The sequence below is a fragment of the Nocardioides dilutus genome (genome assembly GCF_054779555.1).
Window position 1 is genome coordinate 1,183,960 of sequence record NZ_BAAGYA010000001.1, and the last position, 26,872, is coordinate 1,210,831.

Genomic DNA, 26,872 nt, shown 5'->3' on the forward strand with positions numbered 1-26,872 from the left:
ATGGGCGAGGACGGCGTCGAGGTGACCCGGCCGCTGGTGCGGCCCCGCCGGCTGCGCCGTACGCCCGGCCTGCGCGCCCTGGTCGCCGAGACGTCGCTCGAACCGCGCAGCCTGGTGCTGCCGCTCTTCGTGCGCGAGGGCATCGACGAACCGGTCGCGATCTCCTCGATGCCGGGCGTCGTCCAGCACACCCGAGGCACGCTGCTCAAGGCGGTGGCCGAGGCGGCCGACCTCGGGCTCGGTGGGGTGATGCTGTTCGGCATCCCGGAGACCAAGGACGCCACCGGCACCGGAGCCGTCGACCCCGGTGGGATCCTCAACCTCGCCATCACCGACGTGGTGGGCGAGGTCGGTGACGCGCTCACCGTGATGAGCGACCTGTGCATCGACGAGTTCACCGACCACGGGCACTGCGGCGTCCTCACCCCCGATGGCCGCGTCGACAACGACGCCACCCTCGAGATCTACGCCGAGATGGCCCGCGCCCAGGCCGACGCCGGCGTCGACGTGGTCGGGCCGAGCGGGATGATGGACGGCCAGGTTCGCGTCGTCCGGGACGCCCTGGACGCGGCCAACCACGCCGAGGTCGCGGTGCTCGCCTACTCGACGAAGTACGCCTCGGCGTTCTACGGCCCCTTCAGGGAGGCGGTGGACAGCTCACTGGTCGGTGACCGACGCACCTACCAGCAGGACCCCCGCAACGGCCGCGAGGGCGTGCGCGAGGCGCTGCTCGACGTCGAGGAGGGGGCGGACGTGGTGATGGTCAAGCCCGCGCTCGGCTACCTCGACGTGGTCCGGGCCGTCCGCGACGCCGTCGACGTCCCGGTGGCGGCCTACAACGTCTCCGGCGAGTACGCCATGGTCGAGGCCGCGGCCGCGCAGGGCTGGATCGACCGCGAGGCCGCCATCTTGGAGTCCCTCACCTCGATCCGGCGGGCCGGCGCCGACGTGGTGCTGACCTACTGGGCCGCCGAGGCCGCCCGCCTCATCAGCCGCTGACCCCGGCGGCGCGGCTCTGCGGGCGTCGAGACGCACGTACTGGTTGTCATCTGGCCCTCAGGACAGCCAGAAGGTGTGTCTCGACGCCCCCGGGCCACGCATCAGACTCCCGCGTGGCCCGCGTGGCCCGCGTTGTCCGCACCCGCTACGGGTTCATGTAGCCCTCGAGGCAGGCGGCGAACGCCGCGACGTCGAGCTGGCTGATCCCGTCGGCCAGGCACTGGGCGGTGGCCTCGGCCAGGTTGAGGACCTCGTCGACCGGCTCCACGGACGTGGACGGCAGGTCGGGGACCTCGACCGGCGGCAGGCTGGGCGTGCTGGTGTTGGTGCCACCGCCACCGCCGCCGCCGTTGCCGCCGCCACCGCTGGCCGGCGGCGCCTCGGTCGGCTCGGTGGGTGCGGTCGGCTCGGTGTCCTCGTCGTCCTGCTCAGGAGTCTTGATCTCCTGCTGGCCCTGGCCGTTGCCGCCCACGACCGGGTCGGGGTCACGGACCAGGTAACCGGCCGCCACGGTGCTGTTGGGCACCGAGGTGAAGTCACCGAGCGTGTAGGCCTCCATGATGGAGAGCACCAGGTCGACGTAGGACTGGGAGTGGTTGTAGCGGTAGACCGCGGACTGACGGCCGGCGTCGGTGGCCAGGTCGTCGGAGCCGGAGCAGAGGTAGACCGCGGTGCCCAGCGCCGCGTCGTCGACGTCCTGCGGGTTGCGGACGCCGTCGCCGTCGGCGTCGACACCCACCACCGACCAGGTCGAGGGGATGAACTGCATCGGGCCGACCGCGCGGTCGTAGGTCGTGTCGTTGTCGTACTGGCCGGCGTCGGTGTCGAGGATCTCGGCGGTCTTGTTGGAGCCGTTGAGCGGGATGCCGTAGATGCCGGGGACGGCGAGGCCGGTGTTGTCCAGGACGTTGCCGTTGGCGCGGCCGTGGTTGGACTCGACGCGACCGATGGCGGCGATCAGCTGCCAGGTGAGGTTGCAGGACTTGTCCGCCGCGTTGATGACCGTCTCGGCGCGCTGGTAGGCGCTGAGGGCCGCGGAAGGGATGCCGGAGGTGGAGGCGGTGGAGACGATCTGCGACGCGTTGGCGTTGCCGATGCCGAGGCTGTCACCGTTGGACACGCTGGCGGGTGCCTCGATCGCCTGGGTCGGCACCGCGGTGCCGTCGGGCAGGGTCGCGTCCGCGGTGGGTGCGCCGGCGGCGAGCACGGCCGGTGCGTTGGCGCCGGCGATGCTCGCGGTGAACGCGGCCGAGAGCAGGGCGAGTGGCAGCAGCGCGGTGGCCTTGCGCAGGCGGCCGGTGCGTTCGGACTGTGCGGTCATTGCAGTGATCTCCCGGTTGCTCCCTTGATGCCCCCTCCAGAGCATCGCAGGCTTTCCAACGACCCGGGTTGCTCCGAAGTTACGCTGTGCTCCCGAGCGCACAGGTCGAACAGTGTGTGGTCACCGTCACGTTGCCAACGGTGATACCCCTCGGACGTGACGCGGAAACCGACCGTTCCCTCCCCTGGTCCAGACCAAGGTACGCCGGGCGCCGAGTGCCTGCCTATGGCCCGGTTGGGCCAGGGTTGAGCGGCTCGGGGATGATGAGGCGGTGCCTCCCGCAGTCGACTCGACCCCCGGTTCGGGCCTGCGCGGCGTCGCCGGGTCCGCGGCGCTGTTCGACCGCGCGAAGGCGGTCACCCCGGGAGGTGTGAACTCCCCGGTGCGGGCGTTCAACGCGGTCGGCGGCACCCCCCGGTTCATGGGTTCCGGCCGTGGCGCCTGGCTGACCGACGTCGACGGCAACGACTACGTCGACCTGGTCTGCTCGTGGGGACCGCTGCTGCTGGGGCACGCCCACCCCGAGGTGCAGGAGGCCGTGCTGGCCGCGGTCGCCCGCGGGACGTCGTACGGCACCCCCACCGAGACCGAGGTCGAGCTCGTCGAGGAGATCGTGGCCCGCACCCCGGTGGAGAAGGTGCGGTTGGTCAGCTCCGGCACCGAGGCGACGATGTCGGCGATCCGGCTCGCGCGCGGCTTCACCGGGCGCGACGTCGTGGTGAAGTTCGCCGGCTGCTACCACGGCCACGTCGACGCCCTGCTTGCCGCGGCTGGCTCCGGGCTCGCGACGTTCGCGGTGCCGGGCACCCCCGGGGTTCCCGAGTCCTCGACCGCGCTGACCCTCGTGCTGCCCTACAACGACAGGTCGGCGGTCGAGGCGGCGTTCGCCGAGCACGGCGACCGGATCGCGTGCCTGGTCACCGAGGCGGCCCCGGGCAACATGGGGGTCGTTCCCCCGGAGCCCGGGTTCAACGGCTTCCTCGCCGAGATCTGCCGGCGGCACGGCGCGCTTTTCGTCAGCGACGAGGTGATGACCGGCTTCCGGGCCTCCAGGCAGGGCCAGTGGGGGCTGGACGGCGCCGCCGAGGGCTGGGTCCCCGACCTGATGACGTTCGGCAAGGTGATGGGCGGCGGCTTCCCGGCGGCGGCGTTCGGGGGTCGCGCGGACGTCATGGCTCTGCTGGCGCCCGAGGGGCCCGTCTACCAAGCCGGGACGCTGTCGGGCAACCCGGTCGCCACCGCGGCCGGCCTGGCGACCCTGCGGCTGGCCACCGACGACGTCTACGCCCACCTCCTCCGGGTCGGCGACACGATCAAGGCGGCGACCTCTGACGCCCTGTCGGTCGCCGGCGTCGAGCATGTCGTCCAGAGCACCGGCACGATGTTCTCGGTCTTCTTCACCGGTGGCCCGGTCCGCGACTTCACCGAGGCCTCGCGCACCGACACGGATGCCTACGCCGCCTTCTTCCACGCGATGCTCGACGCCGGGGTCTACCTCCCGCCGTCGGCCTACGAGGCGTGGTTCCTCTCCTCCGCCCACGACGACCGGGCGGTGTCCGCCGTCCTCGACGCGCTGCCCGCCGCGGCCCGCGCGGCCGCAGCCACCCAAGCCTGAACAGGAGCCCCATGACCCCCGACACGACCGTCCACCTGCTGCGCCACGGCGAGGTCTACAACCCCGAGGGCGTGCTCTACGGGCGGCGCGACGGCTACCACCTCTCCGAGCTCGGGGTGCGGATGGCCGAGCGGGTCGCCGACGTGATCGGCGAGCGCGACATCGTGCACGTGGTGTCCTCACCGCTCGAGCGGGCCCAGGAGACGGGGCGTCCGCTGGCGAAGGCCCGCGGACTCGAGATCGTCACCGACGAGCGGGTGATCGAGTCGACCAACGTGTTCGAGGGCGAGCGGTTCGGCGTCGGCGACGGCGCGCTGCGCAAGCCGTCGGCCTGGCGGCACCTCTGGAACCCCTGGCGCCCCTCCTGGGGCGAGCCCTACAAGCACATCGTGGCCCGGATGATGTCGGCGGTGCACGACGCCCGGATCGCCGCCGCCGGCCACGAGGCGGTGGTCGTCTCCCACCAGCTGCCGATCTGGACGACCCGGCTGGCCGCCGAGAAGCGCTCGTTCCTGCACGACCCCCGCAAGCGCCAGTGCACGCTCTGCTCGCTGACGTCCTTCCACTTCGTCGGCGACCAGCTCACCCAGGTGTCCTACAGCGAGCCCGCCGGCGACCTCATCCCCATCAAGCACAAGTCGGCGCCGTTCTCCGCCGGTGGTGCGCCCGAGGAGAATCAGCCCCCGGCGTGAGCAGACTGCCGAGAGTCGCTGCGCTCGCGGTCGCGGTCGGGTTGCTGACCGTGGCCGGCTGCAGCGACCTCCAGGGCACGGACGGCAAGGACTACGTCGGCGGTGAGGGGGTCGTCGTCATCGAGCCGGAGGACCGGGAGGCCCCGGTGGAGGCGTCGGGGCAGTCGATCGCCGGCGACGAGCTCGACCTGGCCGACTACCGCGGTTCGGTCGTCGTCGCCAACGTCTGGTGGTCCGGATGCCTCCCCTGCCGTCGGGAGATGCCAGTGCTGGCAGACGTCGTCGACGACCTGGGTGACGACGCGGTGCTCCTGGGCATCAACATCCGGGACACGAGCGCGGACAACGCGCGCTCCTTCATGCGCGGGATCGAGGTGGACTTCCCGTCGTTCTACGACCCCGGGGGCGAGGTGCTGCTGGCGTTCGGGCGCATCCAGCCCCGGGCGCTCCCCAGCACCGCGGTGCTCGACCGCGACGGTCGGCTCGCGGCGCTCGTCACCGGCGAGATCACCAGCGCCGTCACGCTGCGCGACGTCATCGCCGACGTCCTCGCCGAGGACGGCTGAGGGATGGCCGACTGGTTCCAGCAGACCGCCGGGTCGGGCGCGCTGGCGCTGGCGATCCCGGTCGCGGTGCTGGCCGGCCTGGTCTCGTTCTTCTCGCCCTGCGTGCTGCCGCTGCTGCCCGGCTACCTCTCCTACGCCACCGGCCTGTCCGGCGCCGACCTGGCTGCCGGCGACGTACGCCGGGGCCGGATGCTGGCCGGTGCGGTGCTCTTCGTGCTCGGGTTCTCCGTCGTCTTCGTCGGGCTCGGCGTGCTGTCCGGCAGTGTCAGCAGGTTCTTCTTCGTCAACGCGCGGACCTTCGACGTCGTGCTGGGGATCCTGGCGATCGTGCTAGGGCTGGTCTTCATGGGTGCGCTCACCAACCTGCTGCCGTGGTCCCAGCGGGACCTGCGCGTGCACCGGGTGCCGGCCGTGGGTCTCGCCGCGGCGCCGGTGCTGGGCTTCCTCTTCGGGCTCGGCTGGACGCCCTGCATCGGCCCGACGCTGGGCGTCATCCTGACGTTGGCCTACAACGAGACCGGCTCCCGCGGCGGGCTTCTGCTCGCGTTCTACTCGCTGGGCCTGGGCATCCCGTTCATCATCGCGGCACTGGCCTGGCGGCGGGCGCTGACCGCGTTCGCCTGGGTCCGTCGGCACCAGGTGTGGGTGATGCGGATCGGCGGGGGACTCCTCATCCTGATCGGCGTCGCGCTGCTGACCGGGCTGTGGGCCGAGGCCGTCACCTGGGTGCAGATCCAGCTCGTCAGCGACTTCGAGGTGAGCGTGTGACCGCCACCGACGTGTTCTCCGACACCGAGCACGAGCCGCCGCGGCGGCGGACCGGTGAGCTGACCCTGCGTGAGCTGGCGCGCTGGAGCTGGCGACAGCTCACCTCGATGCGCACAGCCTTGGTTCTGCTCCTGCTGCTCGCTCTGGCCGCCGTACCCGGGTCGGTGATCCCCCAGCAGGACGTCGACGCGCTCGACGCCACCCGGTGGAAGGAGGCTCACGAGACCCTGACGCCGGTCTACGAGAAGCTCGGGCTCTTCGACGTCTACGGCTCGCCGTGGTTCGCCGCGATCTACCTGCTGCTGGTCGCGTCGCTGGTCGGCTGCATCGTTCCGCGCACGATGGTCTACGCCCGGGCGATCCGGAAGCCGCCGCCCGCGGCGCCGCGCAACCTCACCCGGCTTCCTGACCACGCGACCTACCGCACCGACGCCGACCCGGCCGAGGTGCTCGCCGCGGCCCGGGCCGAGCTGAAGCGCCGCGGCTACCGGCTCCGCGCGGAGGACTCCGGTGACACGGCGGTGAGCGCCGAGCGCGGCTACCTGCGCGAGGTCGGCAACCTGCTGTTCCACCTGGCGGTGCTCGTGGTGCTGGTGGGCTTCGCCCTGGGTGGGCTGTTCGGCTACAAGGGCGGCGTCATCCTGGTCACCGGGACGCCGTTCGCCAACAACCCGACGCAGTACGACGACTTCGTGCCCGGCAGCCTCTTCCAGGCTGACCGGATGGACGACTTCCGCTTCACCGTCGACGACTTCGACGTGGAGTGGATCACCGGCGGTGAGCGCAGGGGGATGGCCCGCAACTTCAACGCCGACGTCCGCTACCGCGAGGGCGACGGCGCGGAGGAGCAGTACGACCTGCGGGTCAACCACCCGCTGAAGGTCGGCAGCACCGAGCTCTTCCTCATCGGGCACGGGTATGCCCCTGTGGTCACCGTCCGCGACGGCAGCGGCGAGATCGCCTACTCCGGCCCGACGGTGTTCCTGCCGCAGGGACCTGACCTGCTCAGCTTCGGCGTGATCAAGGCTCCGGACGCCGAGCCGGACCAGATCGGGCTCGAGGGGTTCCTCTACCCGACCTTCGTGCTGGCCGACGGCAACCCGAGGAACCTCTACGGCGCGGCCGACAACCCCCTGCTCTCGCTGAACGTGTGGACCGGCGACCTCAACATGGACACCGGTCAGTCGCAGTCGGTCTACGTCCTCGACAAGTCGAACGCCGTGGCGGTGCCCGGCAAGAACGGGCAGCCCTACCGGATCGACCTGAGCATCGGCGAGACCGTCGACCTCCCCGAGGGGCTCGGGTCGGTGACCTTCGAGGACATGTACTCCTGGCAGCGGATCCAGATCAGCCAGACGCCCGGCAAGCGGATCGCGCTCGCCGGGGTGGTGCTGGCCCTGGTCGGGCTGATGGGCTCGCTGTTCATCCGCTCGCGCCGGGTCTGGGTGCGGGCGACCGCAACCGACGGCGGCGCAACGCTGGTGGAGGTGGCCGGCCTCGAACGGTCCGGCGGGGGCGACGTACGCTCGGTCCTCGACGACCTGGTCGACCGACTGGCCAGCGACCTGCGCGCCAAGGAGAAGGACGGGCCATGACCGACGCCTCGTGGGGCGACCTCAGCCAGCAGGCCATCGCGGCCGCCGGCGTCGTCTACTTCCTGGCCTTGATCGCGCACCTCGTCGAGTGGTCGGCGTTCGTCGGCTCGCGCCGGGCCAAGGTGACCGTGCACGTCGGTGCCGAGGCGCCGGCGTCTGGGCGGCCCGACGATCTACCAGCCGTCGACGAGCACCGGGTCGCCTTGTTCGGGCGGCTCGGCCTGCTCCTCACGGGCCTCGGCGCGGGCCTGCACCTGCTGGGCCTGGTCGGCCGGGGCATGAGCGCGGACCCCGACCGGGTGCCCTGGGGCAACATGTACGAGTTCACGATCTCCGGGACCTTCGTGGTCGCGCTGGTCTACCTGGTCCTCTACCGCCGCTTCTCCCTGGCCTGGATGGGCCCCCTGGTCGTCGCCACGGTCGTCGCGCTGCTGATGGTCGCGGTGATCTGGCTCTACGACCCGGTGGGCCCGCTTCCCGACGCCCTCGACTCGCCGTGGCTGGTGATCCACGTCGTGTCCGCGATCCTCGCCACCGGAGCCTTCACCGTCGGCGGCCTCATCTCCGTGGTCTATCTCGTCAAGGCGCGCCGCGGCGGCGACGGCGCCCTCCTCTCCCGAGTGCCGGCCCTCGAGGTCCTCGACCGGGTCGCCTACCGGATCCACGCCTTCGCGTTCCCGGTGTGGACCTTCGCGGTCCTGATCACCGGTCCGATCTGGGCCCACCAGGCGTGGTCGTCCTACTGGAACTGGGACCCCAAGGAGGTCTGGGCGTTCATCACCTGGGTCGTCTACGCGGCCTACCTGCACGCCCGTACGACCGCCGGCTGGAAGGGCCGCAACGCCGCGATCCTGGCCCTGGTCGGCACCGCCACGCTGTGGTTCAACTTCATCGGCATCAACTACTTCTCGAGCTCCAGCCAGCACTCGTATGCGAATGCGCAGTCGGCGCTGCTGACGGGGGAATCCTCCAGCCCCCGCGACCCCACAATCAGGCCGAGCTGATCCCACCCGGCTCGTCGGTGTCGAGCGACCGGCCGATGACCATCCGCTGGATCTGGTTGGTGCCCTCGAAGATCTGCATCACCTTGGCCTCGCGCATGTAGCGCTCGACCGGGAAGTCGCGGGTGTAGCCGTATCCACCGAAGACCTGGACCGCGTCGGTCGTCACCTTCATCGCGTTGTCGGTCGCCACCAGCTTGGCGACCGACGCCTCGCGCCGGAACGGCAGGCCGGCGTCCTTGAGCCGGGCCGCGTGCAGCGTGATCGCGCGCGCCGCCTGGGTGTTGGCCTCCATGTCGGCCAGCACGAATGCGAGGCCCTGGTGGTCGATGATCCGCTTGCCGAAGGTCTCCCGCTCCTGCGCGTACGCCAGTGCGGCGTCCAGGGCTCCCTGCGCCAGGCCGGTCGCCACCGCGGCGATGCCGAGCCGGCCGGAGTCCAGTCCCTCCAGCGCGATCCTCAGGCCCTCGCCCTCGGCGCCGAGCAGCCGGTCGGCGGGGATGCGGACGTCGTCGAAGTTCATCGCCGTCGTCGTCGACCCGGTGAGGCCCATCTTCTTCTCCGGCGGGTTCGCCGACAGGCCGGGCGCGTCGGCGGGCACCAGGAAGCACGAGATGTCGTTGCGGCCCTCGCCCGTCCGTGCCATCACCTTGTAGAAGTCTGCGAAGCCGCCGTGCGTCGTCCAGGCCTTGGTGCCCTTGATGACCCACTCGTCACCGTCGCGGCGCGCGGACGTCCGCATCGCGGCCGGGTCGGAGCCGGCGTGCGGCTCGGAGAGGCAGTAGGCGCCGAGCAGCTCGCCGCCCAGCATGTCGGGCAGCCAGCGCCGCTTCTGCTCCTCGGTGCCGCGGGTGACCAGGCCGAAGCAGGACAGCGCGTGCACCGACACCCCGACGCCCACCGACGCCCAGACGGCACCGATCTCCTCGAGCACCTGGAGGTAGACCTCGTAGGGCAGCGCGCTGCCGCCGTACTCCTCGGGGTAGGGGAGTCCCAGCAGACCGGTGCGTCCGAGCATCAGGAACACGTCGCGCGGGAAGGAGCCGTCCGCCTCGGCCGCCGCCGACCTGGGTGCCAGCTCGTCGGTCGCGATCTGCCTGACCAGCCGCAACAGGTCGGCGGTCTCGTCGGTCGGCAGCACGCGTCGGGCGGTCATGGGCCCACGGTATGCGGCGGGTCGCCACGTGGCAGTCTGCACCTGTGACCGGTTCCGCGATGTACCCCGCGTTCCCCGCACCCTCCGCCAGGGCCGCCGAGCTCTACGACGCCCTGGTGGCGTTCATGCAGGACGAGGTGTTCCCCGCCGAGGCGCAGCTCGAGCGCGGCCAGACCCAGGCCGGCCTCGACGGCCGCGAGCCCCCGCCCGTGCTGGAGGAGCTGAAGGCCAAGGCCAAGGAGCGCGGCCTCTGGAACCTCTTCCTGCCCTCGGAGTCGGGCCTGACCCAGCTGGAGTACGCCCCGATGGCCGAGCTGACCGGCTGGTCGCTCGAGCTCGCCCCGGAGGGCACCAACTGCGCGGCTCCCGACACCGGCAACATGGAGCTGCTCCACCTGGTCGGCACCGACCAGCAGAAGAAGGAGTGGCTCGAGCCGCTGCTCGACGGGCAGTTCCGCTCGGCGTTCGCCATGACCGAGCCGGCGGTCGCGAGCTCGGACGCGACCAACATCGAGACCCGGATCGTGCGCGACGGCGACGAGTACGTCATCAGCGGACGCAAGTGGTGGATCAGCGGCGCCGCCGACCCGCGGTGCCGGGTGTTCATCGTGATGGGCAAGACCGACCCGGACGCACCCACCCACCGCCAGCAGTCGATGGTCATCGTCCCCGCCGACACCCCTGGCGTCGAGGTCGTGCGCGACTACCCGGTCTTCGGCGGCTACGACCGGCACGGTCACTGCATGCTCGACTTCCACGACGTCCGCGTCCCGGTCGCCAACCTGCTCGGCGAGGAGGGCGGTGGCTTCGCCAACGCCCAGGCCCGGCTGGGTCCTGGCCGGATCCACCACGTCATGCGTGCCCTTGGGGCCGGCGAGCGGGCGCTGCAGCTGATGGTCGAGCGCACGAAGTCGCGGACCGCGTTCGGCAAGACCCTGGCCGAGCAGTCGGCGGTGCGCGAGCGGATCGCGGAGTCCCGTGTCGAGCTCGAGCAGGCGCGGGCGCTGTGCCACCGAGCGGCGTACGCCGTCGACAGCGAGGGCAACAAGGCGGCCCGTCATCTCATCGCGGCCGCCAAGGTGTCCGTCCCGCGCATCGTCACCGGCGTCATCGACCGGGCGATCCAGGTGCACGGCGGCGCGGGCGTCTCGAGCGCCACACCGCTGGCCGCGCTCTATGGCTGGCATCGGGCGATGCGCATCTTCGACGGGCCGGACGAGGTGCACCTGGCCTCGCTCGGCCGGCACGAGCTGACCCGCGAGCCCACCTTCCGGATCGGGGAGGGTTCGTGACCGACTCCGTCCTCACCGAGCGCCGCGACGGCGTCCTGGTCATCACGATCAACCGGCCGGAGGCCAAGAACGCCGTCAACGGCGCGGTCGCCGCGGGCATCGCGGCGGCGCTCGACGAGCTCGACGCGGACGACGACCTGCGCGTCGGCGTCCTCACCGGGGCCGGGGGAGTGTTCTCGGCCGGCATGGACCTCAAGGCGTTCCTGACGGGCGAGGTGCCGGTCATCGAGGGTCGCGGGCTCGGCGGTCTCACCGAGGCGCCGCCACGCAAGCCGCTCGTCGCCGCCGTCGAGGGCTGGGCCCTGGCCGGTGGCTTCGAGCTGGTGCTGGCCTGCGACCTGGTGGTGGCCGCGGAGACCGCGCGGTTCGGCGTACCCGAGGTCAAGCGGGCGCTGGTCGCCGGAGCCGGCGCCGCGCTGCTGCTGCCGCAGCGCATCCCCCGCACCATCGCGCTCGAGCTGCTCCTGACCGGCGAGCCGATCGACGCCCAGCGGGCCGCGGACCTGGGCCTGGTCAACCGGCTCACCCCCGAGGGCGGGGCTCTCGAGGGGGCGCTGGCGCTGGCCGCGACGATCGCCGCCAACGGGCCGCTCGCGGTCGCGGTCACCAAGCAGATCGCGACCTCCTCGCGCGACTGGTCGACCGAGGAGGGGTGGCAGAAGCAGTCGGAGCTGATGATGCCGGTCTTCGTTTCCGAGGACGCCCAGGAGGGTGCGACCGCGTTCGCCGAGAAGCGGCCGCCGGTCTGGAAGGGGCGCTAGCCCCGGCCCGCGGGAGTTTCATCGGCCGGCCGACAAAACCCACGCCGGGACGACGAACCTTCGTCGTCCAAGCGTGAGTTTCGTGGCGCGCTCGCGGGAGTTTCGTCGGCCGGCCGATGAAACTCCCACCGGGCGATCAGCCCATCCGCTTCTCGAGCCAGGTCGTCACGTCGGTGAGGACCTGGTCCTGCTCGGGCTCGTTGAAGATCTCGTGGAACAGGCCGGGATAGATCGTCAGCGTCTTGTCGGTCGAGCCGGCGAGCTCGTCGACCAGCTTGCTGCCCTCCGGATTGGTCAGCTTGTCTTTCTCGCCGTGCATGACCAGCAGCGGAAGGGTCAGCGACGGCAGCCGGGCCGGGAACGTCTGGAGGCGGTTGAGCAGCGCGGCGCCGGTGCCCGCCTTGACCTTGCCGTGGTAGTTGAGCGGATCGTTCTCGTAGGCCTCGACGATCTCCGGGTCACGCGAGACGCTCTTGGGGTCCAGCGCGAGCGTGCCCAGGGTCGGCACGACCTTGCCGAGCACCTTGGCGATCGCGACCAGCCACGGCGGCTGGTCCTCGCCGGGCAGCACCAGCGGGCCCGAGAGCACCAGCGCGGCGAGGTCGGCCTGGTGGTCCAGCGCGTAGTCGAGCGCGATGAGCCCGCCCATGCTGTGGCCCAGGAGGTAGGTCGGTGCCCCGTCGACGAGGGTGAGCTTGCGCAGCGTCTCCAGGTCGGCGGTGTAGTCCGAGACGTCGCGGGTGTCGCAGCGGGGACCGCCCGACTTGCCGTGGCCGCGGTGGTCCGGCACCGCGACCCGGAGACCGAGGGCGGTGAGCCGCTCGGCGACGTGGGCGTAGCGGCCCCGGTGCTCGCCCAGGCCGTGCACGACGAGGATCAGGCCCTTGGGCGGGCCGGCCGGCTCGTAGACGTCGTACTCGATGGTGGTGCCACCGACCCCGCTGAACGTGCTGGTCGAACGGGTCATCCAGGTCTCCTCGGTCGCGTTGTGCGCGAATCCTAGTGACACACCGCGGCCGAGGTCGGCGCGAGGCGGCGCTCAGCCGGTGCTGACCACGATCCGGGTCCCGCTTGGGACGACCAGCGTGTCGCCGTCGACGGCGGCGACCAGCGAGGCCACGACGTCGCGCAGCGAGACGACACCGGCGAGCAGGTTGTCTGTGAGCACCGGGAGGTGGCGGATCTCGGCGTCGAGCATCACCCGGGCGGCGTCCAGGATCGGCTCGTCGGACTGGATCGTCACCAGGTCGGGGACCATGGCCTCCCCCACGAGCAGGTGCTCCGGGTCGGCCCCCGCGGCCAGGTGGGAGACGACGTCGCGCTCGGAGAGGATGCCGGCCAGGCCGCCCTCGCGCAGCACGAGCACGACACCGATCGAGTCGCCGGCCAGCGTGTCGACGGCCTCGGACAAGGTGGCTTCGTGGTCGATCGTGGCCACGGGCCAGCTCATGATGGTGGAGACGGGACGCTCGGGTCGCGGGCTGGTCATCGAAAGCACCTCCACTAGGGGGATCTGTCACCCCAGTCTTGGGCTCCGGCGCCGCGTTGAACCGGGCACAACGTCCCGGGTCTGGCCGCCCTTCGGCCCCTCCGGATGGGCCCCTCCTTGCGCCCGGGGATGAGCCCGGTCAAAGAGGACCGGGCTCATCACATCCGCGGCCGGCGAAGGCAAACACGGCCGGCGTAGGCCCCGTGGGACTCGAACCCACAACCAAGAGATTAAAAGTCTCCTGCTCTGCCAATTGAGCTAGGGGCCCGGGGGCGAACGGCGCTGGGTGGACGCGCGCGTAGTCCCTGAATCCTGCCACCCCCGGGCCGGTGTCAGGAATCAGGGACTACGGGTGGGAAACGACCCCCTGGTGGTTTCCCGAGCCCGGGGACCCTGACCCCTCGGGGTCCCCGGGCTGGTTCTGGGGAGATTCAGTTGTCGTAGCTCAGTGGTCGCTCAGGGGTGACTCAGTGACGCCGCTTGGCGTTCTTGACCTCGAGGGCGCCGATGTCGGAGCCGCGCTTGCCATCGCCGTTGCCGTCGACGCCGACCTTGGTGCCGCGCAGATCCCGCTTCATCGTGGCCTTCTTGACCCGGTCGACCGCGGGGCTGCCGGCCCGGAGACCCAGGCGGGAGTTGCGGAACTGCGGGTCGATGACCCGGTCACCCGGGAGGAGGGTGACGCTCCACATGGAGCCCCTCCAGTAGATGTTGTTGCCGCCGGCGCGCTGGCCCTCGAGGTGACCGATGAGACCGGCCACGTCGAAGATGTTGTTGTACATCGCGAACAGATCCGTGGTGCAGCCGGCGTAGCAGACGAAGCCGCGTGAGTTGCTGCCGGTGAGCTTGACTGTGTTGTTGACGGCGACCGTGCCGCGGACGGGGCCGAAGTAGTCGTCGGTGCCCCGGGTGATCAGGAACTCGGAGTCCTGCAACGACGAGGTGGCCACGTTGTAGGCGTACGTCGTGTCCGCGGACCGGCTGTTGCCCAGCTCGGTGAAGGTCCGGTTGTTCTTGGCGACGTTGTGGTGGACCACGGTGCCGATGCCCCCGTAGATCTCGACCGCCGAGCCGTCGCTGCCGAAGTCGGCGGAGGGCGCCCAGTTGTCGGTGATCCTGTTGAACGCGACCTCGGTGTCGTCGCCGACCACCACGACACCGACGGCGCCGTAGTCGTCGTACGCGCCGGGCGTGTTGGCGGCCATGACGTCGTTGTGGTGCAGGTAGTTGCGGACCACGCGGGTGCGCAGCGAGCCGGCGTCCACCTCGATGCCGTGCATGTTCTTGGTGGCCTCGACCCTGGTGATCAGGTTCTCGGTGCCCCGGCTCCAGATGCCCACCCGGCACCCGGAGACCCGGATGTTGGTGACCGTGACGTAGGACGCGCCGACCATCACGCAGAAGTCGTTGGTGTTGTTGCTCAGGCGGGGCTTGCCGGCACTCTTGGGGCCGTAGGCGCCGATCGTGATGCGCTTGGCGGCGGTGCCGCTGCGCCACACGCCGAGCTTGCCGGTGAACGAGGCGCCGCGCTCGAGCAGGACCTTGTCGCCGGGCTGGAGGTTGAGGCTCTCCACGCGGCCCACCGACCTCAGCGCCTGCTCGGGGCTGGTGCCGCTCGCCGAGTCGTTGCCGCTGGGGGACAGGTAGTAGGTCGTCCCGCCGGTGTTGGCGACGGCGGTGTCGAGGCTCGCCAGCGGGAGGACCGCGGCGGCGGTGCCGATCGCGAGTGCCGCGCCGGCGACGCGGCGCAGGGACTGGCGGGGACGGGGGAAATGCGAGTACTTGGACATCGGGGGCCATCCAGGTGGGGTCTTGGGAGGCGGCCGACCGGGGGATCGGACCGCTTCCCTGGTGGGGAGTGACCCTGGGGGGAGGTCACACCACAAGGGTGGACCCCGAGTAACAGGTTGTGAACAGACTTCGTTACCAGTCATTCGATGTCCGCGTACCTAGTCACATCGGACTAGTACGAACGGCCCACAAATGTGAGGAATCTGTGCACTTCTGAGATCAATGGGGCGCCTGAGGAGGCAATCCATCTAGACCAGGGCACCTCGACGACACCCATCGGCCACATGGGGGTAACAGAAGCGCGTCGCGAGTGGGGCGGGCGGGCCGGCGTCGCAGCCGGCGTCGCAGAGAGGTCACCGAGTCGTCCACGAAGTTTCACGCCCGCGAATCACACAGACCCCGCCATGGGGTTTGCAGGGCGGCCAGGCTTGGTAGTGTCATGCCTGCAACAGGTGCAAAGTTCCAGCTGGTCTGACGCCCGCGGAGTTTGTGATCCAACGGCGTTTCGTAAGTGTGGTGCCCTTTTCCACATCTCGGAGCGACGTGTCACCGCATCTGATGCGGGGTCCTCGAAGTGAGGGCTTCATCGCACCGATATAGGAGTTAACGAGCAATGGCTCAAGGCACCGTGAAGTGGTTCAACGCCGAGAAGGGTTTCGGCTTCATCGCGCAGGAGGACGGCGGCGACGACGTCTTCGTGCACTACTCGGCGATCCAGTCCCAGGGCTACAAGTCGCTGGACGAGAACCAGAAGGTCGAGTTCGACGTCACCCAGGGTCCCAAGGGCCCCCAGGCTGAGAACGTTCGCCCTCTCTGACTCACCCGAGTCTGCAGATGCGAGGCCCCACCCGCTCGGGTGGGGCCTCGTGTCCTGTCCGGGTGGTGTTGCGGCGGTGACCAACCACCCGTTCGGATCAGAGCCGCAGGGACGCCGAGCGGTCTACGCTGGGTCGCAGGACCAACCCCGCGCGGGGTACCGTCGCCGTTACTCCGTCGTTGTCAATCCAAAGCTGTCCGTCGAGAGGGGTGTCTCGGGTGCATGACCAGTTCGATGTGACCCTCGAGGACGCCGACCTGCTCGGCGAGGTGGAGCTCACCACCAACCTCATCATCGCCGCGAGCGAGACCGACGAGCACCTCACGACGGCTCAGATCGACGCCATCCTCGGCGTCACCCCGCTGGCGAGCTGACCCAGGCCCGTCCGGCGCCCCGTCGTCGTCCGTGGTCGTTCGTCCTTGACGAATTACCCTAGGGGGGTAGGGTAGGGGCATGAGTGACACGACAAGCCACGGCTACCTACACCACAAGGACGACGTCCTGGCCCGTCTCAAGCGGATCGAGGGCCAGGCCCGCGGCCTGCAGCGGATGGTCGAGGAGGAGAAATACTGCATCGACATCCTCACTCAGGTCTCCGCCATGACGAAGGCCCTGCAGGCGGTCTCGATCAACCTGCTCGAGGACCACATGAACCACTGTGTCGTCGACGCGGCACGCGCCGGGGACGCCGAGGGGCGGGCCAAGGTGGGCGAGGCCGTCGACGCGATCGCCAGGCTGGTGAGGGCATGACCGTCTCCAGCACCTGGACCGTGACCGGCATGACCTGCGGCCACTGCGTCGCCTCGGTGACCGAGGAGGTCGCCGCGCTGGCCGGTGTCGAGGACGTCGAGGTCGACCTCGCGACCGGCCGCGTGGTCGTGACCAGCGCCGAGCCGCTGGACCGCGCCGACGTGGCCGCGGCGGTGGACGAGGCCGGCTACACGCTGGCCTGACCCGATGACCCGGTTCGACAAAGCACCCGTGCGCGCCGCGGCGTACGTCGCGGTGTTGGCGGTCGTCCTCGTGGCCGCCCTCGGCCTGGGCCGACTGGTCGGTCCGGTGGACGTCGGCGCCGCGCCCGCCCATCCGGCCGACGACGAGCACGCCTCCGGAGGGACGGCCGAGGCCCTGCCCCACGGCGAGGAGCACGCCGAGGACACTGCGAGCGCGGTGACCACGGGCCTGGTCCAGCAGCTCGACGGCTACCGGCTCGAGCTGTCGGCGACCCGGTTCGCCCCGGGCGAGCAGCCGTTGATGTTCACGGTCGTCGGCCCCGACGGCGAGCCGGTCAGAGCGTACGACGAGGCGCACGAGCGCGACCTGCACCTGATCGTCGTACGCCGCGACCTCACCGGGTTCCAGCACCTCCACCCGACCCTGGACCCGGCGTCCGGCGAGTGGTCCACCACCGTGGCGTTGGAGCCCGGCTCGTGGCGCGTGCTCGCGGACTTCGTCCCGGCCGGCGGAGACCAGGTCGTCCTGGGGGCGGACCTGGTGGCCGAGGGGCCCGGGAGCAGCGCGCCCCTGGGCGAGGACGCGCTGGTGGCCTCTGTCGATGGCTACGAGGTGACCCTGGATGCCTCGCCGGTGGCCGGGGAGGAGACGCCCGTCGTGGCCACCGTGCGCCGCGACGGACTCCCGGTCACCGACCTGGGTGACTATCTCGGGGAGCCCGGTCACCTGGTCGTGCTCCGCGACGGCGACCTCGCCTACATCCACGGCCACCCGGCGGGCGCGGCCGGCGCGGGCCCCACCGTCCCGTTCGCCGTGACCTTCCCGAGCGCGGGGCGCTACCGGCTGTTCCTGGAGTTCGAGCACGCGGGAGCCGTGCACGCCGCGGCGTTCACCCTGAGCGTGGAGGACAGCGATGAGCACTGACCTGACCCGTGACGTCGAGCTCGACATCACCGGCATGACCTGCGCGTCGTGCGCCAACCGGATCGAGCGCAAGCTCAACAAGCTGGACGGCGTCTCCGCGAGCGTCAACTACGCGACCGAGAAGGCGCGGGTGACCTACGCCGAGCCGGTCACCGCCGACGACCTCCTGGCCACCGTCTCGGCGGCGGGCTACGCCGCCGCGCTCCCCAGGCCGCCCGCGCCGCCCGCGCCGCAGGACGGGTCCGGCGCCGCCGCTGCCGAGGAGGGCGCGGACCCCGAGCTCGACCGGCTGCGCCAGCGGCTCGTGGTCTCGGTGCTGCTCACCGTGCCGGTCGTGCTGCTGGCGATGGTGCCCGCTCTCCAGTTCGACGCCTGGCAGTGGGCGTCGCTGACGCTGGCGACCCCGGTGGTCGTCTGGGGCGCCTGGCCGTTCCACCGGGCCGCGTGGACCAACCTCCGGCACGCGGCGACCACGATGGACACGCTCGTCTCGGTGGGGGTGCTCGCGGCGTACGCCTGGTCGCTGGCGGCCCTGTTCGCGGGCTCGGCGGGCGAGATCGGGATGACGCACCCCTTCGAGCTGACGGTGGAGCGCAGTGACGGGCTCGACTCGATCTACCTGGAGGCGGCCACCGGCGTCACCACCTTCCTGCTGGCCGGTCGCTGGTTCGAGCGCCGCTCGAAGCGCCGGGCCGGTGCGGCGCTGCGCGCGCTGATGGACCTCGGTGCCAAGGACGTGGCGGTCCTCGCCGACGGACCCGACGGCAGCGCGGAGACGCGCATCCCCGTCGATCGGCTGAGCGTGGGCGACCACTTCGTGGTGCGGCCGGGGGAGAAGGTCGCCACCGACGGCGTCGTCGAGCGCGGCAGCTCGGCGGTGGATGCCTCGATGCTGACCGGCGAGTCGGTGCCGGTCGAGGTGCGACCCGGCGACGAGGTCACCGGCGCCACCCTCAACGCCGGCGGCCGGATCGTCGTGCGGGCGACCCGGATCGGGAGTGACACCCGGCTGGCGCAGATGGCGCGGCTGGTCGAGGAGGCCCAGCACGGCAAGACCCAGGTCCAGCGGCTCGCCGACCGGATCTCGGGCGTCTTCGTGCCCGTGGTCGTCGCCCTGGCCGTGGCCACGCTGGGCTTCTGGGTGGGCGCGGGCACCGGTGGGGCGTTCGCGGTCAGCACCGCGGTGGCGGTCCTGATCATCGCCTGCCCCTGCGCCCTGGGCCTGGCCACGCCCACCGCCCTGCTGGTCGGCACCGGCCGAGGCGCCCAGCTCGGCATCCTGATCCGCGGCCCGGAGGTGCTCGAGTCGACCCGCCGCGTCGACACCGTGGTCCTCGACAAGACCGGCACCGTCACGACCGGGCAGATGACCCTCGTCGACGTCGTCGCCGCCGACGGCGAGGACGCCGACGACGTACGCCGTCTGGCCGCTGCTGTGTCTGCAGGCTCGCTGCATCCGGTGGCCCGCGCGATAGTCCCAGACGTTTCGCACGGCGACACGCCGCAGGCCGGTGCGGAACGTCTGGGACTATCCCGCCGCCCGGCCCCCGCTGTGGACAACTTCGAAAGCCACGACGGGCTGGGGACGAGCGGGACCGTCGAGGGGCGCGAGGTGGTAGTGGGGCGCCCCGAGCTGGTGACGTCGCGGGGGATGACTGTCCCGCCCGAGCTCGAGGCGTCGATGACCCGGGCCCGGGAGGCGGGCCGGACCGCGGTGCTGGCGGGCTGGGACGGACGGGCCCGCGGGGTCCTGGTCGTCTCAGACGTCGTCAAGGCGACCTCTGCCGAGGCGGTGCGCGACCTGCGGGCGCTGGGGCTCGAGCCGATCCTGCTGACCGGCGACCACGAGGTGGCGGCCCGGGCCGTCGCCGCCGAGGTGGGCATCGACACCGTGGTGGCCGGCGTACTGCCCGCCGACAAGGTCGCGGAGGTGGCCCGGCTGCAGGAGCAGGGCCGGGTCGTGGCAATGGTCGGCGACGGGGTCAACGACGCCGCGGCGCTGGCCACGGCCGACCTGGGCATCGCGCTCGGGACGGGCACCGACGCCGCGATGGCCGCGGCCGACCTCACGCTCGTCGGGGGTGACCTGCGCAGCGCGGCGGACGCGGTGCGGCTCTCGCGCCGCACCCTGACCACGATCAAGGGCAACCTGGTCTGGGCGTTCGGCTACAACCTGGCCGCCCTGCCGCTGGCGATGACCGGCCTGCTCAACCCGATGGTGGCGGGTGCGGCGATGGCGCTGTCGTCGGTCTTCGTGGTCAGCAACAGCCTGCGGCTGCGCCGCTTCACGTAGGCGGGTCAGTCGTCGGCACGCCGGCGCTCGAGGAGCACCGTGTCCCGCCAGACCCCGTCGAGCTGCGCGATCCGGGGACGCACGGCCAGGGTGCGGTAGCCCGCCGCGTGGTGCAGGGCGATGGAGGCTCGGTTCTCGGGGAAGATCGAGGTCTGCAGCGTCCACAGGCCGCCCGCGTCGGCCTCGGTGACCTGGCGGAAGAGGAGCGCCTTCCCCACGCCCCGGCCGCGCGCCGCCTCGGCGACGTAGACGCTCGTCTCGCCCACGCCGGCGTAGCACGACCGCGACGACACCGGGCTGACCCCGGTCCAGCCCACGACCACCGGGCCCTCGTCGCCGGCGGTCTCGGCGACCCAGCGGTGCCCCGGCAGCCACTTGTCCGCGAGCGTCTCGAGCGGGGGCACCTCGGTCTCGAAGGTGGCGTTCCTGGTGGCGATGCCCTCCGCGTAGATGTCGCGCACGACAGGGAGGTCGGCGTCGGTCATCGCGCGGGTGGTGACGCCCTCGGGCAGGTCGTCCGGGCAGCACGGTGCCTCGGCGAGCGTGCCCATCACGACGTCGGCGGCGTGGGGGAGGCCGGAGCAGCACGCCGGGTTGACCGAGACGACCGAGGCCGTGCCGACCTTGTCGACGGCCACGAACCCCACCTCGGCCAGCCGCCGCACGTGGTGGGAGCAGGTCGACTGGCTGATGCCGAGTGCTTCGGCGAGATCGCCCACCCGCACCGACCCCGCGGGCGCCGTCGAGACGGTGTGGAGCAGTCGGACCCGGGTGGGGTCCGACAGCGTCGCGAACCACTCGGCGTACGTCGCGGCGGCGGCCGGGTCGAGGCCGGCCCGGGGTGCGGCGGCCGCCGGCTCGCAGCAGTCGTCCGGCTCGACCGCCGAGGGAACAGGGGTGATGTCGAGCGTGCTCACGCCGCCACCTTACATCGACAGTGATCGATGGTTGCTTTCATCGACGCCAGTCGATACAGTCCTGCATCGACAACGATCGATGGATGTGTGAGGACCTTGTCATGACCGCACGACCCACGCCCGACCTGCCGCTTGTCCCACTTGTCATCGTCGGCGCCGGACCGATCGGCCTGACCGCCGCCGCCCACGCGCAGGCGCGCGGGCTGCGGACGCTGGTGTTGGAGGCCGGGTCCCAGGTGGGAGCCTCGGTGCGCGAGTGGGGCCACGTCCGGCTCTTCTCGGCCTGGCGCGAGCTGGTCGACCCGGTCGCGGAGTCGCTGCTGACGCCGCGCGGGTGGGTCCGGCCCGACCCCGACTCCTATCCCGTCGGCGCGGAGTGGGTCGACCACTACCTGACCCCGCTGGCCGAGGCCCTGGCCGCCACCGGGCTGGTCGAGGTGCGGACCGGCCACCGGGTCGTCGGGGTGGCCAAGCGGGGTCGCGACCGCCTGGTCGACTCCGGCCGCGAGGGCACGCCGTTCGCCGTGCACGTCGAGCACGACGGCGTGCAGTCCCGCCTGTTCGCCGGGGCGGTCATCGACGCCTCCGGCACCTGGACCGGACCCAACCCGCTGGGCGCGGACGGGCTCCCGGCGGTGGGGGAGGCGGAGCACCGCGACCGCATCACCTACGGCATCCCCGACTTCGACGACGACGAGGTGCGCGCCCGCTACGCCGGCAAGCGGGTCGCGGTGGCCGGCCGGGGTGCCTCGGCCCAGAACACCCTGGTGGGGCTGGCCGGCCTGACCCGCGACGTCCCGTCAACGGCGGTCGTCTGGCTCCTGCGCCGACCCGGGGTGGAGGACGCCTTCGGCGGTGGCGACAACGACCAGCTCGAGGCCCGTGGGGCGCTGGGCAAGCGGGCCGAGGCGGCCGTGTCGACCGGCAACGTCGACGTGGTCACCGGTTTCCGCGCCGAGCAGGTCGCCGCGCAGCCCGATGGCCGACTCACGCTCACCGGCGCCGACGGCCAGACCGTCCCCGACGTCGACGAGGTCATCGTGGTGACCGGGTTCCGCCCCGACCTCACCTGGTTGAGCGAGGTGCGCCTCGACCTCGACCCGGTGCTCTCCGCCCCGAGTGCGCTGGCGCCGCTGATCGACCCCAACGTGCACTCGTGCGGCACCGTCTATCCGCACGGCGCCGCCGAGCTCGGGCAGCCCGAGCCGGGCCTGTTCCTGGCCGGCATGAAATCCTACGGTCGGGCGCCGTCCTTCCTGGCGCTCACCGGGTTCGAGCAGACGAGGAGCATCGTGGCCGAGATCGCGGGTGACCACGAGGCCGCCGCCCGGGTCGAGCTGGTGCTGCCCGAGTCCGGGGTGTGCGGTGGATCGGGGGTGTTCGACGGACAACCCTCGGAGGCCAACGGCGGCGCGTGCTGCGCCCCCGCGCAGCCCGAGCTGATCAGCATCGGCGCTCCCGGAGGTTCCGGCTGCGGATGACCCTGCCCGACACGAGTGGGGACCCGACGACGGCCCACGTCGTCCCCCTGGCGGAGGACCGGCTGCGCCGCGTGGTGAGGGTGCTCTCCTTCACCGAGATCGTGTCGTGGGGGGTGCTGTTCTACGCGTTCATGGTGCTGGCCACGTCGGTCCGCGACCGCGAGGGCTGGCCGCTGACCCATCTCATGGCCGTGTTCACGATGGCGCAGGTGGTGGCCGCTGGGGTGGGCCTCTGGGTCGGCCGCCGCCTCGACCGGGACGGCCCGCGGGTGCTCATGACCGCCGGCTCGGCGCTGGGCGTGGTCGCCGTGGTGGCGGTCGCCCTCGCCCCGACGTTCGCCTGGTTCGTCGCGGCGTGGGTGCTGATGGGGGTGGCGATGTCCGCCACGCTCTACGCGCCGGCGTTCACCGTGTTGACCCACTGGGCCGGTCCGCGCCGGGTGCGGGCGCTGACCGTCGTCACCCTGGTCGCGGGGCTGGCCTCGACGGTGTTCGGCCCGCTCGCCGCGCTGCTGGAGTCGCAGGGCACGTGGCGCACCGCCTACCTGCTGCTGGCCGGGCCGCTGGCCACCACGGTCGCCGCGCACTGGTGGGGACTGCGCGAGCCCTGGTCCCCGGTGCTCGCCGGCCACGACGAGCCCAGCCGCTCGGCGTCGGGGCGGCTGCTGCGTACGCCGGAGTTCGCGCTGCTCGTGGCGGCGTTCACCCTGGCCGGCTTCTGCGTCTACGCCGCCGTCGTCAACCTGGTGCCCCTCCTGACGGAGGGTGGCCTGACGCCGCTGACCGCGGCGGTGGCGCTCGGTCTCGGCGGGGTGGGCCAGGTCGCCGGGCGACTGGTCTATGCCCCGCTGCTCGACCGGATCCCGGTCCGCCCACGCACGGTGCTCGTGGTGGGGGCAGCCAGCGCGACGACCCTGGCCCTGGCGTTCTCCGCCCGGTGGGCCCTGCTCGTGTGCCTGGTGTCGTTCGCCGCCGGGGTCGCGCGCGGCATCTTCACGCTCATCCAAGCGACCGCCGTCTCGGACCGGTGGGGGACCCGTGACTTCGGGGCCCGCAGCTCGGTCCTCACCGGCGCGGTCATGGTGGCGGCGGCGTTCGCGCCGTGGCTGGGTGCGCTGATCGCGAGCGTGGTCGGGGGCTACGACGGAGCCTTCGTCGCCATCGCGGTTGCCGGTGGACTGTCGGCGGTCCTGCTGGCGTCCCTGCCGCCGCGGCCGGCGCCGGTCGCCGGATAGCTCGAGGGACTAGCAGGTAGCGAACAGCAGGGGACCCGACGACAGGTCGGACAGCACGAAGGCGCCTTCGACCGGCTCGAGGTGCATCGTGACGATGTTGCCGTCGGCGACCACGTCGCCCAGCGTGAACCGTTCGCTGAAGTCACCTCCCTGCCCAGGCGCCGGGCCGGAGGCGAGCTCGGCGCGGGTGTCGGCGTTGGCGCGGGCCTGGTCCTCGGTCTCGAAGGCCATCACGGCGAGCACCTCGCCGTCTGGCTGCGCCGCCAGCGCGAACCCCGTCAGCGGGCTGACGTCCCCGGCGGCCGCCAGCAGCTCGGCGGCGGTCTCCTGGTCGACCGCGTCGGCCTGGGACATGGCCAGCCCCCCGCACACCTGCTCGGAGTCGAGCAGCACCGCCGACACGGCCTCCCCGGCCGCCGTGGCGACCTCCTCGACGTCCTCACCGCCCTGCTCGTCCTCGAGGGCATCGACCGCCCTCCCCAGGTAGCCCTCGTCGTCGCTGGTCAGGACCAGGTGGCGGTCGCGGTCGATCGCCAGGTGGGAGAACTGCGGGGAGATCGACGCGCCCGCCGCGATGGTCGCGATCAGCTCGTCCCCGCCGATCCACACGCCGGACTCGGAGTCCGGCTCCTCGTAGCCGAGCGAGTCCAGTGTCTCGGCGAGCTCGTCGAGGTCGAAGCCGTCCGGCACGCCCAGCGTGAGCAGCGAGCCCGTCTCGGACTGGCTCAGGAGCTCCCAGTCCACGGTCGCGGGCGAGATCCCGAACCGCTCCTGGAGGACCTCCGCGGACTCGCCCATCGCCGTGGTCGACGTCAGGTCGGCGTCGTAGCCCTCGTTGAGGAGCTCGGTCACCTCGAGCCCGGTCGACTCACGGTCGACGTCGGCGTCGAGCTCGGCCCGGACGGCCGCCCAGTCGGTCCAGGACCAGCGCGCCGACGTCTCGGGCGAGTAGGCCAGCGCCCGCTGCAGGTCGGTGCGCTGCGAGTCGCGCCACCAACTGACGCCGGCGACCGCGCCGACGGCGAGGAGCACCAGGACCAGACCCCCCGCGGCCACGGTCGTGAACCGTCGCCTGCGCTCCCCGGTCACCCGTGTGAGACTAACGGCCATGCCCTCCGGCTCGGTCCGCCGTGGTCCGCGTGACGTCGTGTCGGCGGGGGTCGTGGTCTTCGGCCCGAGGCGGACCGTGTTGCTGGTGCACCGGCCCAAGTACGACGACTGGTCGTTCCCCAAGGGCAAGCTCGACCCCGGTGAGCGAGCGGCCGCTGCCGCGGTCCGCGAGGTGCTCGAGGAGACCGGGGTGCGGGTGCGCCTCGGGCCACCGCTGGCCAGCCAGCGCTACCCGATCCGCGGTGGGATGAAGACCGTCGTCTACTGGACCGGCCGGCCGGTCGACCACTCCTGGGACAACATCGACGTCAGCTCCTACGAGCCCAACGCCGAGATCGACGACGTCCGTTGGGTCCCCGTCGCCGACGCGCGCCGGGACCTGACCTACCCCCACGACGTGGACACGCTCGAGGAGTCCCTCGAGGTCCGCAAACGCACCCGCACGTTCGTGGTGCTCCGCCACGCGGTGTCCAGGTCGAGGAAGGCGTGGACCGGGGACGACCGCCTCCGACCGCTGCTGGCGAGCGGCCGGCGCCAGGCCGAGCGGCTGGCGCCCGTGCTGGCGGCGTACGGCGTCTCCCGGCTGGTCACCTCGGGCAGCACCCGGTGCACCCAGACCCTCGAGCCGTACGCCGCCTCGGTCGGCGGCAAGCTCGAGGTGGACGACGTTTTCAGCGAGGAGGACTCGACCCCCAAGGCGGTGCGACGCAAGGTCGCCGACCTGGTGGCGGACCTGGAGGAGGCACCGCGGAGCGCCGGCGGCCTGGTGCTCTGCACACATCGCCCCGTCCTGCCCTGGGTCTTCGACGCGATCGGACTCGAGGACCCGCGCCTGGAGAAGGGTGAGCTGCTGGTCGTCCACCTGCGGCGGGGCGAGGTCGTGGCGACCGAGCGCCACCAGGCCGGATGATCAGGCGGTCAGTGGCGGCCGCACGTGTTCTGACCTGGGCGGATGCGTGAGCGCGATCACGCTGCGACGCTCACTTGGCCGACCACGTTCACCCTGCGTTCACCGGCGTCCCCGGAACCGGACACCTGCGCTCCCTAGCGTCCGAGTCGTTCCACCCAGGGAGGTGGAACTCCCAGGTGCGCACTGGCGTGCGTCGGCGGGATACCCGAGAACAGTTCAGGAGAACTCGTGAAGCGCACGACCATCCGCCGGGCGATCGTCCCCGGCCTCACCGTGCTCGCCCTCGCCCTCACCGCGTGTGGCGGCGACGAGAACGGTGGCGAGGGAGGCGACGTCAGCGGCTCGGTGCTGGTTGACGGCTCCTCCACCGTGTTCCCGATGAGCGACGCGGCCGCGGAGCTCCTCAACGAGGAGAACCCTGACATCGAGGTGTCGGTGTCGGAGTCCGGCACCGGCGGTGGGTTCGAGAAGTTCTGCGCCGGCGAGACCGACATCTCCGACGCGTCGCGTCCGATCAAGGAGGACGAGGAGGCTCCGATCTGCGCGGAGAACGGTGTCGAGTACACCGAGCTCCAGGTCGCGGTCGACGCGCTCACCGTCGTCGTCCACCCCGACCTCGAGGTGGACTGCCTGACGACCGAGCAGCTGATCGAGCTGTGGGGGCCGGGATCGGAGATCACCAACTGGAACCAGCTCGACCCCAGCTTCCCTGACCAGGAGATCAGCCTCTTCGGTCCCGGCACCGACTCGGGCACCTACGACTACATGGCCGCCGACGTCATCGGTGACGAGTCCGAGACGACCCGCGACGACTACGAGGCCTCCGAGGACGACAACGTGCTGGTGCAGGGAGTGGCCGGCACCGAGGGCGCGACCGGCTACTTCGGCTACACCTACTACGAGGAGAACTCCGACAGCCTCAAGGCGGTCAGCATCGACGACGGTGCCGGCTGTGTCGAGCCGTCGGCCGAGACCGCCCAGGCCGGGGAGTACACCCCGCTGGCCCGACCGCTGTTCATCTACGTGAGCCACTCGTCGTACAACGAGAAGGAGGCGGTCAAGACCTACGTCGACTTCTACATCGAGAACCTCGCCGAGATCGCCGAGATCGGCCAGTACATCCCGCTGAGCGACGAGCTCTACGCTGAGACCCAGACCGCCCTCGAGGGCATCACGGGCTGACCG

The 26,872-nt window shown here is 71.6% G+C and carries 26 protein-coding genes and 1 tRNA gene; 19 read left to right on the top strand and 8 right to left on the bottom strand.

The genetic code is table 11. The features are described 5' to 3' along the window. Positions 1 to 999, top strand: coding sequence for a porphobilinogen synthase (gene hemB / locus ACYVC6_RS05795; protein WP_460711891.1), 999 nt, complete (start codon positions 1 to 3; stop codon positions 997 to 999). Between the two features lie 145 nt (positions 1,000 to 1,144). On the opposite strand, the gene ACYVC6_RS05800 is transcribed toward hemB, so the two are convergent. Then, positions 1,145 to 2,320, bottom strand: a complete 1,176-nt coding sequence (locus tag ACYVC6_RS05800) for a lytic transglycosylase domain-containing protein (protein WP_460711893.1) — start codon at positions 2,318 to 2,320, stop codon at positions 1,145 to 1,147. Positions 2,321 to 2,591: 271 nt separating this feature from the next. Here ACYVC6_RS05800 and hemL point away from each other — a divergent pair, with 271 nt between their 5' ends. From hemL to ccsB, 6 genes are read left to right on the top strand one after another with little or no spacing between them, the layout of a single operon-like run. After that, entirely contained in the window at positions 2,592 to 3,935 is a 1,344-nt protein-coding gene (gene hemL, locus ACYVC6_RS05805) for a glutamate-1-semialdehyde 2,1-aminomutase (RefSeq protein ID WP_460711895.1), read from the top strand. Between the two features lie 11 nt (positions 3,936 to 3,946). Continuing rightward, complete coding sequence (locus tag ACYVC6_RS05810) at positions 3,947 to 4,627, top strand: histidine phosphatase family protein (RefSeq protein ID WP_460711897.1); 681 nt, start codon at positions 3,947 to 3,949, stop codon at positions 4,625 to 4,627. Further along, on the top strand, positions 4,624 to 5,193 hold the full coding sequence (locus ACYVC6_RS05815) for a TlpA family protein disulfide reductase (RefSeq protein WP_460711899.1): 570 nt from the start codon (positions 4,624 to 4,626) through the stop codon (positions 5,191 to 5,193). Before ACYVC6_RS05810 ends, ACYVC6_RS05815 begins: the two co-directional genes overlap by 4 nt. Positions 5,194 to 5,196: 3 nt before the next feature. Continuing rightward, positions 5,197 to 5,961, top strand: coding sequence for a cytochrome c biogenesis CcdA family protein (locus ACYVC6_RS05820; RefSeq protein ID WP_460711901.1), 765 nt, complete (start codon positions 5,197 to 5,199; stop codon positions 5,959 to 5,961). Then, positions 5,958 to 7,556, top strand: a complete 1,599-nt coding sequence (resB, locus tag ACYVC6_RS05825; RefSeq protein ID WP_460711903.1) for a cytochrome c biogenesis protein ResB — start codon at positions 5,958 to 5,960, stop codon at positions 7,554 to 7,556. Before ACYVC6_RS05820 ends, resB begins: the two co-directional genes overlap by 4 nt. Then, entirely contained in the window at positions 7,553 to 8,560 is a 1,008-nt protein-coding gene (gene ccsB, locus ACYVC6_RS05830) for a c-type cytochrome biogenesis protein CcsB (protein WP_460711905.1), read from the top strand. The genes resB and ccsB overlap by 4 nt, the downstream gene beginning before the upstream one ends. Here the strand turns inward: ccsB and ACYVC6_RS05835 are convergent. Beyond that, the gene (locus ACYVC6_RS05835) at positions 8,547 to 9,713 is read right to left on the bottom strand and encodes an acyl-CoA dehydrogenase family protein (protein WP_460711907.1); all 1,167 of its coding nucleotides are present in this window, start codon (positions 9,711 to 9,713) and stop codon (positions 8,547 to 8,549) included. The two genes, ccsB and ACYVC6_RS05835, sit on opposite strands and share 14 nt — an antisense overlap. A gap of 44 nt (positions 9,714 to 9,757) precedes the next feature. Between ACYVC6_RS05835 and ACYVC6_RS05840 the strand changes: the two genes are divergently transcribed. Both ACYVC6_RS05840 and ACYVC6_RS05845 read left to right on the top strand, forming a co-directional pair. Next, the gene (locus tag ACYVC6_RS05840; protein ID WP_460711909.1) at positions 9,758 to 11,005 is read left to right on the top strand and encodes an acyl-CoA dehydrogenase family protein; all 1,248 of its coding nucleotides are present in this window, start codon (positions 9,758 to 9,760) and stop codon (positions 11,003 to 11,005) included. Then, on the top strand, positions 11,002 to 11,766 hold the full coding sequence (locus tag ACYVC6_RS05845; RefSeq protein ID WP_460711911.1) for a crotonase/enoyl-CoA hydratase family protein: 765 nt from the start codon (positions 11,002 to 11,004) through the stop codon (positions 11,764 to 11,766). Before ACYVC6_RS05840 ends, ACYVC6_RS05845 begins: the two co-directional genes overlap by 4 nt. Before the next feature lie 136 nt (positions 11,767 to 11,902). Here ACYVC6_RS05845 and ACYVC6_RS05850 read toward each other — a convergent pair whose 3' ends face one another. The 4 genes from ACYVC6_RS05850 to ACYVC6_RS05865 all read right to left on the bottom strand — a co-directional run bounded on the left by ACYVC6_RS05850 (position 11,903) and on the right by ACYVC6_RS05865 (position 15,045). Next, a complete protein-coding gene (locus ACYVC6_RS05850) occupies positions 11,903 to 12,733 on the bottom strand; it encodes a lysophospholipase (protein ID WP_460711913.1) in 831 nt (276 codons plus the stop codon). Between the two features lie 72 nt (positions 12,734 to 12,805). Further along, positions 12,806 to 13,255, bottom strand: coding sequence for a CBS domain-containing protein (locus ACYVC6_RS05855; RefSeq protein ID WP_460711915.1), 450 nt, complete (start codon positions 13,253 to 13,255; stop codon positions 12,806 to 12,808). A gap of 195 nt (positions 13,256 to 13,450) precedes the next feature. Then, positions 13,451 to 13,523, bottom strand: a tRNA-Lys gene (locus ACYVC6_RS05860). Positions 13,524 to 13,722: 199 nt separating this feature from the next. Then, complete coding sequence (locus tag ACYVC6_RS05865) at positions 13,723 to 15,045, bottom strand: hypothetical protein (RefSeq protein ID WP_460711917.1); 1,323 nt, start codon at positions 15,043 to 15,045, stop codon at positions 13,723 to 13,725. Positions 15,046 to 15,659: 614 nt separating this feature from the next. Here ACYVC6_RS05865 and ACYVC6_RS05870 point away from each other — a divergent pair. The 6 genes from ACYVC6_RS05870 (at position 15,660) to ACYVC6_RS05895 (ending at position 20,034) form a co-directional block, all read left to right on the top strand. Further along, positions 15,660 to 15,863, top strand: a complete 204-nt coding sequence (locus tag ACYVC6_RS05870; RefSeq protein ID WP_028650227.1) for a cold-shock protein — start codon at positions 15,660 to 15,662, stop codon at positions 15,861 to 15,863. A gap of 218 nt (positions 15,864 to 16,081) precedes the next feature. Further along, entirely contained in the window at positions 16,082 to 16,237 is a 156-nt protein-coding gene (locus tag ACYVC6_RS05875) for a hypothetical protein (protein ID WP_460711919.1), read from the top strand. 79 nt (positions 16,238 to 16,316) lie between these two features. Beyond that, a complete protein-coding gene (locus tag ACYVC6_RS05880; protein WP_460711921.1) occupies positions 16,317 to 16,613 on the top strand; it encodes a metal-sensitive transcriptional regulator in 297 nt (98 codons plus the stop codon). Further along, positions 16,610 to 16,816 carry a heavy-metal-associated domain-containing protein gene (locus ACYVC6_RS05885; protein ID WP_460711923.1) on the top strand — a complete coding sequence of 69 codons (207 nt, stop codon included), beginning with the start codon at positions 16,610 to 16,612 and terminating at the stop codon, positions 16,814 to 16,816. The genes ACYVC6_RS05880 and ACYVC6_RS05885 overlap by 4 nt, the downstream gene beginning before the upstream one ends. Positions 16,817 to 16,820: 4 nt before the next feature. Beyond that, the gene (locus ACYVC6_RS05890) at positions 16,821 to 17,741 is read left to right on the top strand and encodes a hypothetical protein (RefSeq protein WP_460711925.1); all 921 of its coding nucleotides are present in this window, start codon (positions 16,821 to 16,823) and stop codon (positions 17,739 to 17,741) included. Continuing rightward, positions 17,731 to 20,034 (top strand): heavy metal translocating P-type ATPase, encoded by a 2,304-nt coding sequence (locus tag ACYVC6_RS05895; RefSeq protein ID WP_460711927.1) that lies wholly within the window; start codon positions 17,731 to 17,733, stop codon positions 20,032 to 20,034. Before ACYVC6_RS05890 ends, ACYVC6_RS05895 begins: the two co-directional genes overlap by 11 nt. Before the next feature lie 5 nt (positions 20,035 to 20,039). Here the strand turns inward: ACYVC6_RS05895 and ACYVC6_RS05900 are convergent, their stop codons facing one another. Beyond that, complete coding sequence (locus tag ACYVC6_RS05900) at positions 20,040 to 20,951, bottom strand: helix-turn-helix domain-containing GNAT family N-acetyltransferase (RefSeq protein WP_460711929.1); 912 nt, start codon at positions 20,949 to 20,951, stop codon at positions 20,040 to 20,042. A gap of 101 nt (positions 20,952 to 21,052) precedes the next feature. Here ACYVC6_RS05900 and ACYVC6_RS05905 point away from each other — a divergent pair, with 101 nt between their 5' ends. Further along, positions 21,053 to 22,432 carry an FAD-dependent oxidoreductase gene (locus tag ACYVC6_RS05905; protein ID WP_460711931.1) on the top strand — a complete coding sequence of 460 codons (1,380 nt, stop codon included), beginning with the start codon at positions 21,053 to 21,055 and terminating at the stop codon, positions 22,430 to 22,432. Further along, the gene (locus tag ACYVC6_RS05910; RefSeq protein WP_460711933.1) at positions 22,429 to 23,667 is read left to right on the top strand and encodes an MFS transporter; all 1,239 of its coding nucleotides are present in this window, start codon (positions 22,429 to 22,431) and stop codon (positions 23,665 to 23,667) included. Before ACYVC6_RS05905 ends, ACYVC6_RS05910 begins: the two co-directional genes overlap by 4 nt. A gap of 9 nt (positions 23,668 to 23,676) precedes the next feature. On the opposite strand, the gene ACYVC6_RS05915 is transcribed toward ACYVC6_RS05910, so the two are convergent. Beyond that, on the bottom strand, positions 23,677 to 24,756 hold the full coding sequence (locus ACYVC6_RS05915) for a hypothetical protein (protein ID WP_460711935.1): 1,080 nt from the start codon (positions 24,754 to 24,756) through the stop codon (positions 23,677 to 23,679). A gap of 19 nt (positions 24,757 to 24,775) precedes the next feature. Here ACYVC6_RS05915 and ACYVC6_RS05920 point away from each other — a divergent pair, with 19 nt between their 5' ends. After that, positions 24,776 to 25,687, top strand: a complete 912-nt coding sequence (locus ACYVC6_RS05920) for an NUDIX hydrolase (RefSeq protein ID WP_460711937.1) — start codon at positions 24,776 to 24,778, stop codon at positions 25,685 to 25,687. Between the two features lie 228 nt (positions 25,688 to 25,915). Then, positions 25,916 to 26,869, top strand: coding sequence for a PstS family phosphate ABC transporter substrate-binding protein (locus tag ACYVC6_RS05925; protein WP_460711939.1), 954 nt, complete (start codon positions 25,916 to 25,918; stop codon positions 26,867 to 26,869). Positions 26,870 to 26,872 lie beyond the last annotated feature (3 nt).